The sequence below is a fragment of the Chryseobacterium sp. GW821-FHT04C04 genome (assembly GCF_059420365.1).
Genome location: NZ_JBWKTO010000005.1, coordinates 202,141 through 220,243, shown reverse-complemented (window position 1 = coordinate 220,243; position 18,103 = coordinate 202,141). Strand labels below are relative to the sequence as shown.

At 38.0% G+C, this 18,103-nt stretch carries 16 protein-coding genes; 10 read left to right on the top strand and 6 right to left on the bottom strand.

What is annotated here, in order from left to right; translation table 11 throughout:
• The first annotated feature begins 620 nt into the window (after window positions 1-620).
• The 4 genes from AC07UM_RS17890 (at window position 621) to AC07UM_RS17875 (ending at window position 5,013) form a co-directional block, all read left to right on the top strand.
• Window positions 621-1,496, top strand: coding sequence for a pirin family protein (locus AC07UM_RS17890; RefSeq protein WP_494681418.1), 876 nt, complete (start codon window positions 621-623; stop codon window positions 1,494-1,496).
• A 45-nt stretch (window positions 1,497-1,541) separates the two neighbouring features.
• Complete coding sequence (locus AC07UM_RS17885; RefSeq protein ID WP_494681417.1) at window positions 1,542-2,246, top strand: M17 family peptidase N-terminal domain-containing protein; 705 nt, start codon at window positions 1,542-1,544, stop codon at window positions 2,244-2,246.
• An 83-nt stretch (window positions 2,247-2,329) separates the two neighbouring features.
• Window positions 2,330-2,761: a hypothetical protein gene (locus AC07UM_RS17880; RefSeq protein ID WP_209801753.1), complete on the top strand. Its 432-nt coding sequence runs from the start codon at window positions 2,330-2,332 to the stop codon at window positions 2,759-2,761.
• 125 nt (window positions 2,762-2,886) lie between these two features.
• Window positions 2,887-5,013, top strand: a complete 2,127-nt coding sequence (locus AC07UM_RS17875; RefSeq protein ID WP_494681416.1) for a type IA DNA topoisomerase — start codon at window positions 2,887-2,889, stop codon at window positions 5,011-5,013.
• 276 nt (window positions 5,014-5,289) lie between these two features.
• On the opposite strand, the gene AC07UM_RS17870 is transcribed toward AC07UM_RS17875, so the two are convergent.
• Complete coding sequence (locus AC07UM_RS17870; protein WP_494681415.1) at window positions 5,290-5,712, bottom strand: hypothetical protein; 423 nt, start codon at window positions 5,710-5,712, stop codon at window positions 5,290-5,292.
• 91 nt (window positions 5,713-5,803) lie between these two features.
• A complete protein-coding gene (locus AC07UM_RS17865) occupies window positions 5,804-6,673 on the bottom strand; it encodes a helix-turn-helix domain-containing protein (protein ID WP_494681414.1) in 870 nt (289 codons plus the stop codon).
• 102 nt (window positions 6,674-6,775) lie between these two features.
• On the opposite strand from AC07UM_RS17865, the gene AC07UM_RS17860 reads away from it, so the two are divergent.
• The 4 genes from AC07UM_RS17860 to AC07UM_RS17845 all read left to right on the top strand — a co-directional run bounded on the left by AC07UM_RS17860 (window position 6,776) and on the right by AC07UM_RS17845 (window position 10,762).
• Entirely contained in the window at window positions 6,776-8,182 is a 1,407-nt protein-coding gene (locus AC07UM_RS17860; RefSeq protein WP_494681413.1) for an aldehyde dehydrogenase family protein, read from the top strand.
• A 17-nt stretch (window positions 8,183-8,199) separates the two neighbouring features.
• Entirely contained in the window at window positions 8,200-9,750 is a 1,551-nt protein-coding gene (locus AC07UM_RS17855) for a GMC family oxidoreductase (RefSeq protein WP_494681412.1), read from the top strand.
• A 126-nt stretch (window positions 9,751-9,876) separates the two neighbouring features.
• A complete protein-coding gene (locus tag AC07UM_RS17850; RefSeq protein WP_494681411.1) occupies window positions 9,877-10,299 on the top strand; it encodes a PaaI family thioesterase in 423 nt (140 codons plus the stop codon).
• 118 nt (window positions 10,300-10,417) lie between these two features.
• Window positions 10,418-10,762, top strand: a complete 345-nt coding sequence (locus AC07UM_RS17845; RefSeq protein ID WP_494681410.1) for a phage holin family protein — start codon at window positions 10,418-10,420, stop codon at window positions 10,760-10,762.
• Window positions 10,763-10,852: 90 nt separating this feature from the next.
• Here the strand turns inward: AC07UM_RS17845 and AC07UM_RS17840 are convergent, their stop codons facing one another.
• The gene (locus AC07UM_RS17840) at window positions 10,853-11,605 is read right to left on the bottom strand and encodes a carboxylesterase family protein (protein WP_494681409.1); all 753 of its coding nucleotides are present in this window, start codon (window positions 11,603-11,605) and stop codon (window positions 10,853-10,855) included.
• Window positions 11,606-11,984: 379 nt separating this feature from the next.
• Here AC07UM_RS17840 and AC07UM_RS17835 point away from each other — a divergent pair, with 379 nt between their 5' ends.
• Window positions 11,985-13,979 (top strand): S9 family peptidase, encoded by a 1,995-nt coding sequence (locus AC07UM_RS17835; protein ID WP_494681408.1) that lies wholly within the window; start codon window positions 11,985-11,987, stop codon window positions 13,977-13,979.
• 97 nt (window positions 13,980-14,076) lie between these two features.
• Window positions 14,077-14,568 (top strand): DNA-deoxyinosine glycosylase, encoded by a 492-nt coding sequence (locus AC07UM_RS17830; protein ID WP_494681407.1) that lies wholly within the window; start codon window positions 14,077-14,079, stop codon window positions 14,566-14,568.
• 174 nt (window positions 14,569-14,742) lie between these two features.
• Here the strand turns inward: AC07UM_RS17830 and AC07UM_RS17825 are convergent, their stop codons facing one another.
• Genes AC07UM_RS17825 through AC07UM_RS17815 form a run of 3 tightly spaced genes read right to left on the bottom strand, consistent with a single transcriptional unit; the run spans window position 14,743 to window position 18,066 of the window.
• The gene (locus tag AC07UM_RS17825; RefSeq protein ID WP_494681406.1) at window positions 14,743-15,774 is read right to left on the bottom strand and encodes a phosphotransferase enzyme family protein; all 1,032 of its coding nucleotides are present in this window, start codon (window positions 15,772-15,774) and stop codon (window positions 14,743-14,745) included.
• Window positions 15,765-16,679, bottom strand: a complete 915-nt coding sequence (locus AC07UM_RS17820) for a nucleotidyltransferase family protein (RefSeq protein WP_494681405.1) — start codon at window positions 16,677-16,679, stop codon at window positions 15,765-15,767. The genes AC07UM_RS17825 and AC07UM_RS17820 overlap by 10 nt, the downstream gene beginning before the upstream one ends.
• Window positions 16,669-18,066, bottom strand: a complete 1,398-nt coding sequence (locus tag AC07UM_RS17815; RefSeq protein WP_494681404.1) for a Gfo/Idh/MocA family protein — start codon at window positions 18,064-18,066, stop codon at window positions 16,669-16,671. Before AC07UM_RS17815 ends, AC07UM_RS17820 begins: the two co-directional genes overlap by 11 nt.
• Between the last annotated feature and the right edge of the window lie 37 nt (window positions 18,067-18,103).

Genomic DNA, 18,103 nt, shown 5'->3' with positions numbered 1-18,103 from the left:
TTTTAGCGGAAGTTTCTCAAGTCTTGAACTTTTGGTTCATTTTGCTTCAAGGCAAAAGAACAAAAAAATATAATCATGATAATCTCACAGATTTGATACATATTGTAAGTACCATCAGAAAGCGTCTTGCTTCAAAAGAAAAGTAAAACTTTGTTATATAACACGTCGTAAGAAATGACCTAAGAAAATGGAGCGTTAAAAAATGAACGCTGTGAACGTTAAGAAAACTCTTATGTCTGAGTGCGGACGAAATGGTGATAATAAATATACAGTGTTACCGCACGAGTTTAGAGTTTTTAGAGAACAGATTTCATTTTTAGCGGAAGTTTCTCAAGTCTTGAACTTTTGGTTCATTTTGCTTCAAGGCAAAAGAACAAAAAAATATAATCATCATAATCTCATAGATTTTATCTTGTAAATAATTTTATCGGAGATAAAATCCTTGCACCTTAATAAACATTATAATACACATATTGCGTCTTTGTGTTTCCAAAAAACAATCTAATAAAACAATCGGCATTTTTTTTTGCTGCTAAGTCATTTATTAAACTAGTTAAATGTGCAGGGATTTCAGTCTCTTTAAATTTGTCCTATCAAACAAGAACAAATAACAATCTGATATGGACAGAAAAGATTTTTTAAAGAAAGGATTATTGGGAACAGGAATGTTTGTAGCATCAGCTTCTTTAGCCAGCGCTATGAAAAATGACATCGACGAGATCGAACCATTAGAACCGATCGGATACAATCATCTTCCCAATACAGAATCAAAAATAAAAGAAAATTCTGTGATTCACAGAGCAGATTCAAGAGGGAAAGCAGACCACGGATGGCTGTTGAGCCAGCATACTTTCAGTTTTGCCAATTATTACAACCCTGAAAGAATGCATTTTGGAGTTTTAAGAGTCCTGAATGATGACAAAGTAGAATCTGGAAGAGGTTTTGGAACACATCCTCACGATAATATGGAAATCATCAGCATTCCTTTGGAAGGTGATCTTGAACACAAAGACAGTATGGGAAATACAGCAGTAATCAGAAGTGGAGATATCCAGGCAATGAGTGCAGGAACCGGAATCATGCACAGCGAATTCAACAAAAATAGTGATCAGCCGGTAAAGTTCCTTCAAATCTGGATTTATCCAAAAAAGAGAAATGTTACCCCAAGATATGATCAGATCACTTTGGACAAAACAAAAGGTCACAACAAATTTCAGCAGATTCTTTCCCCAAACGTTGATGACGAAGGAGTATGGATCCATCAGGATGCGTGGTTTCACCTGGGAACTTTTGATGAGAATATAGAAACTCATTATCAGATCAGAAAAAAAGGAAACGGAGTGTATGCTTTTATCCTTAAAGGAAGCGCAGAAATAGGTGGAGAGACCATTGAAGAACGTGATGGATTCGGAGTCTGGGATATTCAGGAAATTAACATCAAAGCACTTAAAGAAGGTACAGAAGTTCTTTTGATGGAAGTCCCGATGACCCTATAAGAATCATTCCAAAAAATAGAGGAACAACTAATACGATAAAAAGTCATGAAAAAATTAAGCAAATTATACATCATTGCAGGGCTGCTGTTCACAACATTGATTTTCTCACAAACGACAACAACCATCGGAACCTCTAAAACCTGGGGAATCGTAGACGGAATCTCAATGGTAGGATTAGTACAAGGTCCCTCCTCAGCAGATGCTCAGCTTCAGGTAGCCTGTGTTTTCGAATATACAGAAGGAGACATCTTCAATGCTCAGGCATTACCAGCCAATTTGAACGGATTGGTTCATCTGGATGAAGCTTTAAAAGGAGAACTGACCAATCTTAGAAAAACAGGACAATTTCAGGGACATTCTTTGGAAACCCTTTTAATTACACCTCCTGCGGGATCTATGTCAGCAAAGAAACTATTGCTGATCGGTTTGGGAGACCGTAATAAATTCACTCCGGATATGATGACTTCCGTAGGCGAAGTGGCGGCTCGTGAAGCCATGAGATTGGGCGTTACCAGTTTTGCTTTTGCCAGTGACCTGAAAGATGCCGGAATAGATTCCCCAACCGCTCTGGTAGCCGGAAATGTAGTAAGAGGAATTGTTCACGCCAACCGTTCTGAAAATTACCTGAAAGAACACAAACTATCCAAAACCAAAAAATTAGAAAAAGTATATCTTCTGGCTGGCCCTGCCTTCTTTGAAACCGCAGGTGGAGGAATTGCCGATGCCATTTCAGAAGCAAAAAAGAAATAATGAACCTAGTTTCATTACATTGTTGATTTGGCCCTCTTTTTATAAGGGGGCTTTTTGTTATATTTACTTTTTAAGAAAATGATATGGGATTCGGACTTGAAATAAGTTTTGTATTTGATAAAGAGGAGCCTTTATGGCAATATCTGGACTTGAGAGATCAATACCATTTTGACGGAAGAGATGGTTTAAATCTGGTGATGACCGATGAGAGTCCGGAGGATGATGACCGATTATTGTGTCAAATAGAAAGAGTCTTACATATAGACCTGAAGATATTGGATTTCTGGCATTTTTATGAAGAATATATTGATCTGGACGTTTTAAAATCTAATCTGGTACAATTGAAGAATGCATTGAAAAGTCAACCTGATTTCTATAAAAAGATAGTATATGGTCATGATATTGAAGATGGTTATCTGAAGGAGAAGTTTGTTGAGGATGTCAATTTTCTTATTGAAAGGCTGGAGCTGAATATACTAAATGGTGCAGAAAAAGTAATGTTTATCAGCTCATAATCATTAATATTGCTGGGAGGTTTGGGATACGGGTGCCTACAACTTATTAAAGATCAGCTCCCAACTAAATTAGCAAAATCCAAAAAAAATCCCGATTTTTGCACTCCTTCAATAAACCCGATTTCATGAAATTATGTATTGCCGAGAAACCCAGTGTTGCCAGAGATATCGCCAAAGTATTGGGCGCTACAATGCCTAAGCAAGGCTATATGGAAGGAAACGGCTATTGCGTAACATGGACGTTCGGACATCTTTGTACTTTGAAAGAACCTCACGACTACGGTCCTCAGTTCAAATCATGGAATCTCTTTTCATTACCAATTATTCCAAGCAGTTTTGGTATCAAGCTGATCCCGAATAAAGGGGTTGAAAATCAGTTTAAAGTGATTGAAAGATTAGTCGAAGAATGTGATGAGGTCATTAACTGTGGGGATGCCGGGCAGGAGGGAGAACTCATTCAGCGTTGGGTATTGCAGAAGGCAAAATGCAACAAACCCATCCAGCGTTTATGGATATCTTCATTGACGGAAGAGGCTATCAAAGAAGGCTTTGCGAGCTTAAAACCTGCGGAAGATTATAAAAATCTATATTTGGCCGGAAATGCCAGAGCGATAGGAGACTGGTTATTGGGAATCAATGCCACAAGGCTTTTTACCAAGAAATTTGGAGGAAATAAAGCCGTTCTTTCTATTGGAAGGGTTCAGACTCCGACCTTGGCGATGCTGGTTCAGCGTCAGAAAGAAATTGATGCATTTACTACAGAAGAATATTGGGAACTGAAAACCAAATACCGTGACGTCATTTTCAATGCTGCGATCGATCGTTTAAAAACGTTGGAACGTGCAGAAAAAGGATTGGAATATCTTAAAGTAAATCCATTTGAAATCGTTTCTTTCGAAATTAAAGAAGGAAAAGAAAAAAATCCACGACTTTTCGATTTGACCGGCCTTCAGGTAGAAGCCAACAAAAAATATGGATATTCAGCAGAAAATACGCTAAATTATATCCAGAGCCTTTATGAAAAGAAACACGTAACCTATCCGCGTGTTGATACCACTTATCTATCAGAAAGCTTATATCCGAAAATAGGCGGTATTCTTCAGAAAATGTATCCTTATCAGGAATTAATTGCTCCGTTATTGGAAGCTCCGATTCCAAAATCAAAAGCCGTTTTTGATGATGCAAAAGTAACCGATCACCATGCGATCATTCCTACGGAAATTCCACCTTCTCAGAATCTGAGCAGGGAAGAGAAACTGATCTATGATCTTATTGCGAAGCGCTTTATTGCCGTATTCTACCCGGAATGTAAAATTTCCAATACATTGGTAGAAGGAAAAGTAGGAACCATTCCTTTCAAAACCAGCGGTAGACAAGTCCTGGAACCGGGATGGAGAGCCGTTTATGCTAAAGAACCCAAAGAAGAATCTGCTGATAAGGAAAAAGAAAAAGAGGAAGAACAGACGATACCTGAATTTATTGTAGGGGAAACCGGACCGCACGATCCCATGATCCACCAGGGGAAAACTACTCCGCCAAAACCTTACACCGAAGCAACATTGCTGAGAGCCATGGAAACTGCTGGAAAACAGGTAGAAGACGAAGAACTGCGTGAAATGTTGAAAAATAACGGGATCGGAAGACCATCCACCCGTGCCAATATCATCGAAACCCTTTTTAAAAGAAAATACATCGAGAAGAAAAGGAAAAACCTCATCGCTACCCAAACCGGAATCCAGCTGATTGATACCATTGAAGACGAGCTGCTAAAGAGTCCGGAACTGACAGGAGAATGGGAATCTAAACTTCGTAAAATTGAAAAAGGGGAGTATGAAGCCAATCTCTTCAAAGAAGAACTGATTCAGATGGTTACAGAACTGACTGAAAAAGTCGTGTACGGAAAAGGAAAAGTCATTACTCTGCAGGGAGAAGAAAAAGAAGAAGTGAAGGAAAAGAAAAAAAGAGAACCTGCACAGAAAAAAGAGCTTCAGTCCTGGGAAGAAACGAAATGTCCGAAATGTAAAGAACACAATCTGATCAAAGGAAAAACCGCAGTAGGATGTTCCGATTTCAAAAATTGCGGCTTTAAAATCACTTTCGAAATTTTTGGTAAAAAATTGTCTGATAAACAGCTTTTAGATTTAGTTTTAAAAGGAAAAACATCGAAGCTGAAAGGATTTACGACCCATCCGGAAGACCTTGCAGAAGGTATTTTGACTTTAACTGACGACTTTCAGGTACAACTTAGCTGATTAATATTGAATTTAATGCGAACATCTGTCTAATCCGCTCAATCCGTGAGAGGATAAAAATCTGTGACCAATACATTAAATATTACCGTTTAGTGGAGAATACGGGATTCGAACCTGTGACCTTTTTACTGCCAGTCAAACGCGCCAGATTTTTACCTATTAAAATCCAACCCTATATTTTCTGTACTTTGCAATTTTGTTTTAATAACAAGTATTACAACTGAAGACGTGAAATGGAGGGGTGGCGAAAATTCAAGGAATTTTTGACGGGGTGGTTTACCGGAACAACCTCTCATACCAACCTCCAACATCCTTTTTAATCTCTTCATGATGCTTGCATAAAATCATAGCCAGTTCCAGTTCAGACCTTTCGGATTTATAAGGATTCAAAGTAAGAAATCCAAAGAAATTTCCGTCCTGATCAACGATTGCCGGAGGATAAGCTCCATAAGTATTCCATGGAGAATAGGTGCTATAGGTACTTCCATAGTTTCCATAGGTGTTCCAGATTGATTTTGAACTGAACACATTCCCGTAGTCACTAAACTTATTCCATATCGAATTTTTATCAAAATTATCACAGTTCAGACATCCCAGATATTGATCCCGGTCGGCTCCTCCATATAAATGTAGAGTCTGCGCATGAAAAATGCAGCATAAGCAAAGAGCTAAAACAATGAATATCTTTTTATAATACATAGGACGATTACTTTATTTAATAATGATAATTATCGGAAATAAAAAGACTGGTACTAACCTCCATCTTCTCACTTCCATCTTCCAGCCCTTATCAATTTATTTTAAATTTCTTCGGAGACTTTCCGGTGATCTGGGTAAATTTTCTATAAAAATACTCCAGTGTATTAAAACCGGATTCAAAACATATATTTTTAATTCCAATTTCAGGGTTGCTTATTAATAGCTGCTTGGCGTGTTCTATTCTCAACTGGATAATATATTCTACCGGAGTGCAGTTGTAGGAATGCTTAAACTTTTTAAACAGATTGGCTTCACTCATTCCTGCGATCACGGAAAGTTTCTTTATGGTAATTGGTTCTTTGTAATTTTGTTTGATAAAATGGACCACTTCCTGCAGTCCGTTCTGTACACTTTCTGCCTTGTCAGAATACAACAGAATATGTTTTGCATTGGTCTTCATCAGCTCATAGATCAGTTCCTTCAGACTCAAGCTTAAAAGAAAATCTGAGGTGCCATACATACTGTTGTCTATTCTTCTGTTGTAAAGATTGGTCAGGCTTCTCCATAAAGATTCATCTGAGCTTACAAACTTTTTTACCATATTTTCCTTCATCATAATTCCCGTTCTGTCCCAGTCCGGATGCCAGGTTTCAATTACCTCAGAAAATACACTGCCTATATATTCCTGTTCTATATTCAATACCAGACATTTTGTGGGCTCTTTGAAAACAGGGTGAATGTCTATACTCAGTTCCTTATTACAGGGCGGAATAAATACACTTCTTTCATTAAACTCAAAAGTCTCATCCTCACTGCGAATGATCTTATTGCCACTCAGCATAAGTGTAATGACAGGCTTTTCAAAAAAGAAAGGAAAATCGTGGCACACTACATTCGTTTCAAACACATTCAATTCACCAAAAGGAATGCTGAAAACAGTTCTTTCTTCGATCTTTTCCATGATAGGTAGAGTTTAGGTTAAAAAAAATAGAGAATAGGTAAATGATTTATATCATGTTATTGCCATTTTCGAACTACGTAAAATACAAAATAAATTAAAACAATGGAAAATACATCATTAGCCAAAGAAAATCATATTTCAGACACTTACTTTTTATCCCTAAATCCCTCTACCTTAGAGGTTATAGGTGGTGTTTCCAATACTTCCCATGAGGAGATTGATGCTAAAATTGAGAAAGCAAAAAAGGCCCAAAAACTATGGTCAGTAAGACCGGATTCAGAAAGAAAAGACATTTTATTAAAAGTTGCGGAAGCTTTACAGCAAAATTCAAAACATCTGGCAGAATGGATCACCCGCGAGCAGGGAAAACCACTTAATGGTCCCGGAGCCCATTTCGAAATGCAGGCCTGTGTAGGCTGGACACAAGTTCCCGCATCACTGGATTTACCTGAAGAAATTGTCTTTGAAGATGAAACAAGGAAAGATATTGTATACAGAAACCCAATTGGAGTAGTTGCCGCCATTGCTCCCTGGAACTGGCCTCTGATGATTGCAATCTGGCAGATTATTCCATCACTCAGAATGGGAAATGCGGTCATCATCAAACCTTCAGAATATACCACTTTCTGCAGCCTGGAAATGATAAAAGTAATCAACAGCGTGCTTCCCGAAAATCTTTTACAGGTTGTTACCGGTAGGGGTGAAGTAGGCAGTTATCTTACAGCTCATCCTGAAATTGGAAAAATTATGTTTACAGGATCTATTGCAACAGGGAAAAAAGTGATTGAAGCCTCTGTTAAAAATATGGCACGTCTAACCTTGGAATGCGGAGGAAATGATGCAGGGATTATATTACCGGGTCTTGATGTAGCCAAACACATCGATTCTATTTTCTGGGGAGCTTTCTTAAATATGGGGCAGACCTGCGCCTGCTTAAAAAGATTATACGTTCATGAAAATGATTATGAAAAAATAGTACAGGCTTTGGCAGAATACTCTTCCAACATTCCGATGGGGAATGGGGCGGATGAGAACAGTGTTTTAGGACCGATTCAGAATAAAATGCAGTACGATAAAATTCAGGATCTGATCCGGGATTCTGAAAATGTAGGTGCTGATTTCATATTCAGAGGGCAAAAACCGGATCTGGAAGGATATTTTATTCCGGTAACCCTTATTGGAAATGTAGATAATGGAAACCGAATTGTAGATGAAGAACAATTTGGGCCGGTATTGCCTATCATTAAATATAAAACCCTGGAAGAAGCTATCAGTAAAGCCAATGATTCTGAAACCGGATTGGGAGCTTCAGTTTGGAGCGATGATCTTAATGAAGCACAAAATGTAGCAGCAAAATTGGAAGCAGGAACAGTATGGATCAATCAGCATGGTGCTATTCATCCTTTTGTTCCTTTTGGAGGAGTAAAACAATCCGGATATGGAGTGGAATTTGGAATTGAAGGACTCAAAGCAGTCACCGTTCCTAAAGTAATCAGTATCAAAAAATAAAGATCAAATTAAAACTCATGAAATACGATTTTATAATTGTCGGATCCGGTTCGGCAGGAGCTGTAATAGCCAATAGATTAAGCGAAAACGAAAATATAAATGTGCTTCTGCTGGAGGCAGGCCCTGATGATAAAGTTGCTGAGGTACAGGAACAGGCAGGATGGCCTGCTGTATGGAATACTGAAAGAGACTGGGCTTATCATACCGTGGCACAGGAACATGCAGGAGGAAATACCCGATACTGGCCCCGTGGTAAGACATTGGGTGGTTCGAGCTCTATCAACGGGCTGATCTATATCAGAGGGCATCAGCAGGATTATGATAGTTGGGCTTATAAAGGATGTGTGGGCTGGGATTGGAATACTGTTTTACCTTATTTTAAAAAATCTGAAACCCACGAAGATGGAGGAGACAGCATTCATGGGGGAGAAGGGCCGCTTTTTGTAAGCCGTATCAAACATCCGAATGCCATTTCAATAAGCGCCGTTGAAGCGTGTAAAGAATTGGGTTATCCTTTGACAGACGATTTTAACAAAGAAATATGGGGAGCGGGTCTTAATCACCTGACTGCAGGAAAAGATAATAAAAGATGTTCTACTGCTAAAGCATTTTTAGACCCGGTGAAATCCCGTACCAATTTACATATTCATACCAATGCTTTGGCTCAGAAATTAATTTTTGAAGGAAACGAGTGTATCGGAGTTCAGTATTTGAAAGATGGTGAATTAATAGAAGTAGAAGCTGAAAAAGAAGTCATTATATCTTGCGGAACTATAGAATCTGCGAAGCTTCTGATGATTTCCGGAATCGGGGATAAAGAAGAACTGGAATCAGTGGGAATTTCTGTGGTAAAAGATTTAAAAGGAGTGGGTAAAAACCTTCAGGACCACCTTTTGACCAGTGTTATTTTTAAAGCTAAAAAAGAGATTCCTGCTCCACAAGCCAATTTACTGGAAGCACAATTATTCTGGAAAAGCAAAGAAGAAATGGTATATCCTGACCTGCAGCCTTTGTTTATGGGACTTCCTTATTACAGCCCCGGATTTACAGGACCGGAAAATGCTTTCACATTCTGCGCAGGCTTTATCAGACCTGCGAGTAAAGGATATATTAAATTAACATCTTCCGACCCCTCTGCACCACTGGAAATTAATCCAATGTATCTTTCTGAGGAATCTGATCTGGACGCTCTTTACCGCTGCGTTGAAATCTGCCGTGAAATGGGAAGAACAGAAGCAATGAAAGAATGGAATGATGGTGAAATCTATCCGGGAGAAGGAAAAACAAAAGAAGAAGTGATTGATTATATTAAAAAATCATGTTCCACTTACCATCATATGACAGGAACCTGTAAAATGGGAATCGACAATGAGTCCGTGGTTGACCCAAGACTGAAAGTATATGGAATAAAAGGATTAAGAGTAGCAGATGCATCCATTATGCCTGATGTGGTTTCCGGAAATACCAATGCACCTACCATTATGATTGGAGAAAAAGCAGCTGATATGATTAAAGAAGACCATCATTTGAAAATATCAAGTTCATCAGAGAAGTTATCGTTTGTTTAATTCAGAGTTTAGAAGCTCAAAAAGAAGCCGTTTCATCTTATGTGGAACGGCTTTTTAAATGAAATTTTTCGAATATAATAGAAATAAAAAAGGCTGCAGTCCTTATCTTTGATTAAAATAAAATTCATGACTCCAGAGAAAAGAAAACTTATTACAGACAGCTTCAACCGTTCAGAAACCTTACAATTCTATAAAGCAGAACTGCTGGAAGTAGAAACCGATTTTGTATCCATTAAGATTCCCAAAATGGAAATGATGACCAGAAAAGCCGGAATGTTCAACGGGGCTATGATTGCTTCTCTGGTGGATGTTTCTTCAGGGTATGCAGCAGTGAGCCATTACACAGAAGACTGTTATGTGGTAACCGTTGAATTGAAGGTGAATTATCTGCGTCCTGCTATGGGAGATGCTTTGGTTTCAAAATCCTATGTTCTTAAAGGTGGAGGAAGAATAATTGTAGTGAGAACGGAAATCTACGTTCAAACTGAAGGCTCTGATTCTGAAAGCCATGTTGCCACTTCATTAGTAACCATGATGAAAATAAAATAACAATATAAAGGGAAATAAAGATTAAAATATTCCTTAAACAAAGGGTTTTTGCAGAATTTTTGTTTGAAATGGAATGGCTTTTGCTCAGTACATCCCATCAACATTAAAAAATAACTCAATGAACTTAATTATCCGATTATTTATCACAGCAATTGTTGCTTATCTTTTAACTAAAATCTTACCGGGAGTACAATTTGAAGGATTTTCTTCAGCCATTATCTTTGCTATTGTACTTGGGGTTCTTAACATATTTGTAAAGCCTGTTTTAAGTCTTTTTGGTCTTCCTTTGACCATTCTTACATTAGGATTCTTTGCCTTGGTAATCAATGCCGGAATTGTACTGATTGCAGACTATTTCATAGATAGTATGTTTGTAGATGGTTTCTGGTGGGCATTTATCTTCAGTATATTATTGTCAATTGTTACTTCACTGGCGAACTCAATGTTCTCAGATGGAGAGTAACGATCAGAAATAAATCCAATATAAAATTATAAAGCCTGCTATTTTCAGCAGGCCTTTTTGTAGGTAGAAACTGAATGCCATTATCCATTTTTATTTTCTCTTTTTAAACAGCCACTTGGGAATATCTTCAGTTGTTAAAAATGGGATGGTAATCGTATTATGATTAAGGCTAACGTATGTTGTAAAAGTCAGATTTTTGTTTGAAACTAATTTTTCAAATAATTTGGTACTTCCCGAATAAGGATTTTCATTGTCTTTTTCACCGTGAATTAGCCAGATATTTTTTTTATCCAGTTGTTTTAGATTTGAAAAATCAGGAACCGCTGCAATGGAAACAAGAGCAGCAAATTTGTCAGGGTCTATGCTCATAAGATTTTGTGCTGTAGAAGCTCCCATAGAATATCCCACCAGATAAATTCTGTTCTTATCAATATTCTTGCATTCTTTTTCTACATTTTTTATCAGATCCAATAGGGCAAAGACATCATTTGATGGTTTTGATACCAGATCATTATCAGTATTGTTGTCATAAACTGAAGAACGCGTGCTGAATTGTGGGGCTATCACATAGCATTGGTACTTGTCATATATTTCCTCTCTCAGCCATATTTTAGCCAAAGGTTCAAGCTGGCTTTCATTATCGTTTCCAATTCTTGTGGAATTATGAAAAGTAATAACTAATGGAAACTTTTGATTTTTGTCATTATCTTTCGGAGTCAGGATTCTGTAGGGAATTTGTATATCATTCTTGATGAAAATCTTTTTCTGAAAATTATCTGTATTTAAGCTGTTTAAAAATTTTCTGGTAGTAACAAAAGTCAGACTATCTACCTTTGTATCCAAAAATTCACTTTTTTGAGCAGGCACTGGATTTGAAGTGATAATGACGAGTAAAGTAATAAGGGTTTGTTTTAAATTTCGGCCATTCATAATGTTTTTATAGTTTTCCGGTTTATTTTTCCTTTCAAATATAAATAATTTAGCAATTTGAGCTGGAACGGGTTGCCAGATGTAAATAGGAGTTGCTTTGGCATCTGTACTTGTTTATATTTCTTAACTATACATTTATTTTTAACAATACAGAATAAAAATCTAAACTTAAATGTTAATTCTTTCGTGCGTTTTTATTTTAAATATTAACTTTGGCAATCTTTGAATTTAATAAAAGGGTTTCATGAAATTACTATGATTTCATAGATCCGTTAAAAATGAATATCAACATATGAAACTTAAGTACAGTCTGCTGGCTTTGGCAGCTCCGCTCTTAATGAATGCACAACAAGTAATGACGCCTGAAATTCTTTGGACTTTGAAAAAAGTTGGGGTACAGGCAGTTTCACCAGATCAGGGTTCCCTTATCTATAAAGTTGGACAGGTAGATCTGAAAACAGAAAAAACAAAAAACGAGAACTACTTTCTGAATGTTCTTAATAACCAGTCTTCCAAAATTGATTTCGGTAAAAAAGCACTTATTCAGTGGGATAAAAACGGAATTTATGCTCAGGAAGGAGACAAAATCTACCTTTCTAAAGATGCCGGAAAAACCTGGACAGAATTTTATACCATCGGGGAAGCTGATAACATTGTAATTTCTCCTGATGGGAAGAAAATTGCTTTCAGTAAGCAGGTGTTGGTAGAAAAAGTGATGGGGAAAGACAAATTCAGTGATACTCCTAAAACGACCGCTCAGGTATACACAGATCTGAACCACAGACATTGGGATTACTTCAATGAAGGGAAATACAACCATGTATTTGTAGTGAATACTTCTGATAAAGCAGAGGGCGCAAAAGACCTGTTGGAAGGGAAAATGTGGGATTCTCCTCAAAGACCTTTCGGGGGTGCTGAAGACTTTATCTGGAGTCTGGATTCTGCACAGCTTTTATACGTTACAAAACCTAAAAGTGGTAAAGAGTACGCAACCAGTACCAATACAGATATCTTTGCTTACGATCTGGCGTCAGGTACAACCAAAAATATTACAGAATCCAACAAAGGATATGATGTAAACCCTAAATTCAGCCCGGATGGAAAATCTTTGATCTGGCAGAGCATGGCCAGAGATGGGTATGAAGCAGATAAAAATGATGTGAAAATCATGGACTGGAAGTCAGGGAAAACGACTAACCTTACTTCTGGCTGGGACGAAAGTGTTTCCGGAGATGTGCTTTGGGGAGCAGATTCAAAAACTATCTACTTTACAGCAGCATTCAGAGGAACAAAGCAGCTTTTTGCCCTTGATTCAAAATCAGCAAAAGTACAGCAGATCACCAAAGGAGATTTTGACGTCAACGAAATCTTTACAGACAATAAAACTTCACTTTTAATAGGAAGAACAGATGTAAACCATGCAACAGAATTATTCTCTGTAAACGTTAAAAACGGAGAAATGAAGCAGGTGACTGAAGCGAACAAAGATACTTATGCTAAGTTGGCTCAGGGGAAATCTGAACTTAAAATGGTGAAAACTTCGGACGGTAAAGAAATGGGAGTTTGGTTCCACTATCCACCGAACTTTGACCCGAATAAAAAATATCCTACTTTGGTATACTGCCAGGGAGGTCCACAGTCTGCTCTTACTCAGTTTTTCAGCGTAAGATGGAACTTTGCTCTGATGGCAGCCAACGATTATATCGTGGTAGCACCTAACAGAAGAGGTATGCCGGGCTGGGGTACAAAATGGAATGAAGAAATTTCAAGAGACTGGGGCGGACAGCCAATGAGAGATTATCTGGCAGCCACGGATTTTGCAAAAACGTTACCTTATGTAGACGGTGACAGAGTAGCCGCTGTAGGAGCAAGTTATGGAGGATACAGTGTATTTATGCTGGCAGGAATTCATGAGAACAGATTCAAAACGTTCATCGCTCATGATGGATTATTTGATATGAAATCTTGGTACTTAACCACTGAAGAACTTTGGTTTGCAAACTGGGATCTTGGTTCACCATGGGAAAAGCCACAACCAAAAGCCTACACAGAATTCAATCCAAGCAATTTTGTAGATAAATGGAATAAACCCATCATGATTGTTCAGGGAGGAATTGATTTCCGTGTTCCTTACGAGCAGGGACAGGAAGCTTTCCAGGCTGCAAAATTAAGAGGATTAAAATCTAAACTGGTGTATTTCCCTAACGAAAACCACTGGGTACTTCATCCACAAAACGGATTGGTATGGCAGAGAGAATTCTTCGACTGGTTAAAGGAGACTTTATAAGAAAAATAAGAATACAATATTAATAGGAGCGGGCTTTAGCCCGCTTTTTTTATGATAAAAAATCCCATGGCTTAAGCCAAAATTTATATATTTGAATATGCAAAACCGTATTTCTTCATTTCTACCCCTTATTGATTCCCAATCTGAAATTATAATTTTAGGATCAATTCCCGGCGTGAAATCATTGGAAAAACAAGAGTATTATGCCCATCCTCAAAATAAATTCTGGAAAATCATTTTTGAATTGCTGAACGAAGAATTTACAGATGATTATACGCAAAGAATCGAAACCATAAGGAAACATCATATCGCCCTCTGGGATGTCATCGATTCCTGTGAGCGGAAAGGAAGTCTGGATTCTGAAATTAAAAACGAAGAAGCCAATCAGATTGCTGAACTATTGGAAGAACACCCAAATATCAAAGCTATTTTCTGCAACGGTGGAAAATCTTACAAAAACCTACAGAAACTGCTGGGGAAAAATTATAAACTGCCCATTTTTTTATTGCCATCTACAAGCCCGCTTCATACCGTTTCCTTTGAAAAAAAGCTGGAAGAATGGAAGAGAATTCTGGAGTTTTTGGCATGAGGGTAAGTTTGGAAAGTGGGAGAGTTTGAGGGTTTGAGAATAAGAGAGTAGAAACAGATTCCTATAGAATGATAAACAGAGTACTTTATCTGTATGCACACTTTGTCATTCCGTAGGAATCTATTCACTTACAAACCCACTCTCTAACCCTCCGCCTCTCAAACCCTCAAACCCTCAAACCTTCAGGTATTCCCTCAGTCCTTTCAACAGCTGCAGCTGGTTTTTTGTCCTATCCAGATTGTGTTCAGGATGTGTGATAGAATAGTAAGTGCTTCCATTCAGGTAATCGGTTAAAAAACGAAGTTCCTGGATATAAATAGCGACTTGCGCTGCATAATCAAGATTCTCAGATTCTTCCGGTGTCAATTTTTCCTTTAGATAGAATAGAAATCCTTCTTTTACAGCCTTATACATTTCAGAGTTGAAATTGTTTTGAGCACTTCCATCATCTTCATGGGTTGTATTGGTGTAGGACTGTATCATCGTTCCAAAATCATATAGAATAGTGGAAATCATCATAGTATCCAGATCAATGACAGCTAGTGGATGATGATTTTGATCGAAGAGGATATTGCTGATTTTTACATCCGCATGGATGATTCTTTTAGGTATTTGATTGCTTTTCTCCATTTCGATCCATTGATCAGGTAAGGACAGAAGCTGGTTGGTGATTTCTATTTCAGCCTTTGCGTTTTCTCTTAAATGAGGAGCTGCATCTTGTAGTGCATTTTTATAGTCTGCGACTCTCTTCTCAAAATTGAGGAAATTGGGAAGGGTATCTTCAATAGCAGGAAGCTTTTCAGTATTGACGGTGGCCAGGAAATAACTGAAGGTTTTAGCTGCTTCAAAAGCCGTCTGTAAAGATGGAGCGGTAAGAAAGGTAATGCTGTTTTCTACGAAACTTAGCATACGCCATGGCTCATCATTTGCATCTTTTACCAGAAGTTGATGGGTAAGAGAAGGGATAGGCTCTATAATTTGAAAATGATAATTATTTGACTTGAGAAGTTCATTAATCATCAAATGGTTATTGATGATGATCTCCGGCTGTTTAAAAACATGATGGTTGATCTTTTGCAGGATAAACTTTTTCCCTAGATCTTTATCTTCCAGAAGGTAAGTGGTATTGATCAATCCGTCATTGATAGGGGAGAGATCATAGTTGTCAGTACCGATAAACTCAATGACAATATCCTTTATTTCCATAAATCTTCCGGGTATCTGTTGTTTTTAATCTCTGAGATCAGAAAATCCTTAATTTCCTTTTTATCATCAGCATAAGTGACTCCCATCCATTGGGAAGGAGAGGCTTTTACCCTTACTTGTACCCTGTTTTCATCTATCATTCTCTGTACCGCAGAAGGAATATAAAACTCCTGGTTCGGCAGAGGACCAGATTCGATAAAATCATAAAAATAAGCTTCCATATAGCAGAAAATATGGGGATGGAAAATAAAAAAGTTCATCGAGACCAATGTGTCAGGATCTAATTTTATATTTTCTCCATTTTTAATATAGATAATCGAATTATTGATGATTTGAATGGAAGTTTGTTCTTCAATTTTGATCAGATAATTTTCAGAATCCAGCGTACATATTCCTCTTGCTACCGCTCCGTGGCCGCTCAATGTGGTACCTACAGGATAAGCAACCATTCCCAGCTGTGTGTCTGAAATATGGTGATGATTAATTTCATATGCCGCCAGTTTATAAGCTTCTTTTCCGTAAAAATCATCTGCATTGATCATGACAAAAGGCTCTTGTATAGAATACTTGGCACAAAGAACAGCATGAGCAGTTCCCCATGGTTTTTCACGCTCAGGATAATCAAAACCTTCCAGCGAAATAGGAATACTGTCCATTTCCTGATAGACCCAATGGAGCTCAAAGCTTTTTGTTGTTGAGATGCTGTTGAGTCTTTCAATGTAACTTTCCGGAATCAGTCTGTTGACAATAATAACCACTTTTTGGAAACCTGCTTCCAGGGCATCGAAGATAGAATACTCCAAAATTGGAGAGCCATTATTGAGTATACCATCTACCTGCTTGAGGCCTTTATATCTGCTGCCTAATCCGCCTGCTAATATGAGTAATGTTTTCTTAGAACTCATCGGTCATTCCAAATACAGGTTTACGGGTCTTCCATTTTCCATTGGTAAAATCAGGGATATCAACCACCTGACCGCCTTTGGCAATAGACTCTTCACTCAATGGCGTAATCGAATACCACAATGCAAGATCATACACATCCATCGGGAATTCTATATTTCGTTTGATGCATTCTATAAAAGTGTTCATCACAAAGAAATCCATTCCGCCATGTCCTGCTCCTGCAGCAGTGCTTTCAAACTTCTTCCATATTGGATGATCGTACTCTTGCATCCATTTTTCCGTATTATCCCAACGGTGGGTATGGTTCATGGTTTTTTCAAAATAAATATGCCCCTGGTTGAAATCTCCCCATCCGAAATCCTGCCACAGTCCTTCGGTTCCCTGAACCCGGAATCCCAGATCATATGGTCTTTGTAAGCTCGTATCATGAGTCAGAAGGATGGTTTCCCCATTGGCACAGGCAATCTGAGTGGTTACTATATCTCCCTGATTGAATTTTACTTTGGCACTTGGATGGTTTTCTCCTCCTTTAGGATGTTCAACGATATATTTGTGAAGGCCTACCGATTTTGAAGAAAATGAAGATAACCTTGTTAAACGGTTTCCTCTGTTGATGTCCATCATCATGGCAACAGGACCTAATCCATGAGTTGGATAAAGCTCTCCATTGCGTTTCACATAATGTTCAGTTCTCCATTTTGCCTCACTGAATCCTTTTTCTCCAAATTCAGCACCGGAATTGTAAGGAGTAACCCCGTCATTGAAAAGGACACCTCTCAGATCATGCTGATAACCTCCTCTTCCGTGTACCAGCTCTCCAAACATCCCTTTACGGACCATATTCAGGATGGCCATGATATCTCTTCGGTAACACACGTTTTCCATCATAAAGATAGGAACTTTCGTTTCCTCATATACCTTTACAAATTCCCAGCAGTCCTGAAGCTTTATCGCTCCGGAAACTTCCATGCCCACAATTTTTTTAGCACGCATTGCCTCTACACCTTGTGTAAGATGCCATTCCCATGGAGTAGCAATGACAACAGCGTCTATTGTTTTTAATTGTAAAAGATTTCGATAGTCATATTCCCCGTTGGAAAACTCTTTAGCCGCCGGTTTATTATTGTCTTTTAATATTTTTTGAGACGCAGCAAGCATTCTTTTCTCGGGATCTGCAAACGCTACAATCTCTACATCATTACGTTTTGCCAGTAATTTGACATGTTCCTGGCCACGAAGACCAACCCCAATAAAACCAACACGGACTTTTTTATCTGTTTTAAAATCATTGGAATAAGCAAATAAAGAGTTCGGTAATACCAAGGCTCCAAAACTTGCCAAAGCAGCTGTCTTAAGAAAATCTCTGCGGGAATTGCTATTATTCATCAGTTTTTTTCTTAAATATATTAAAAATTTTGTGAAT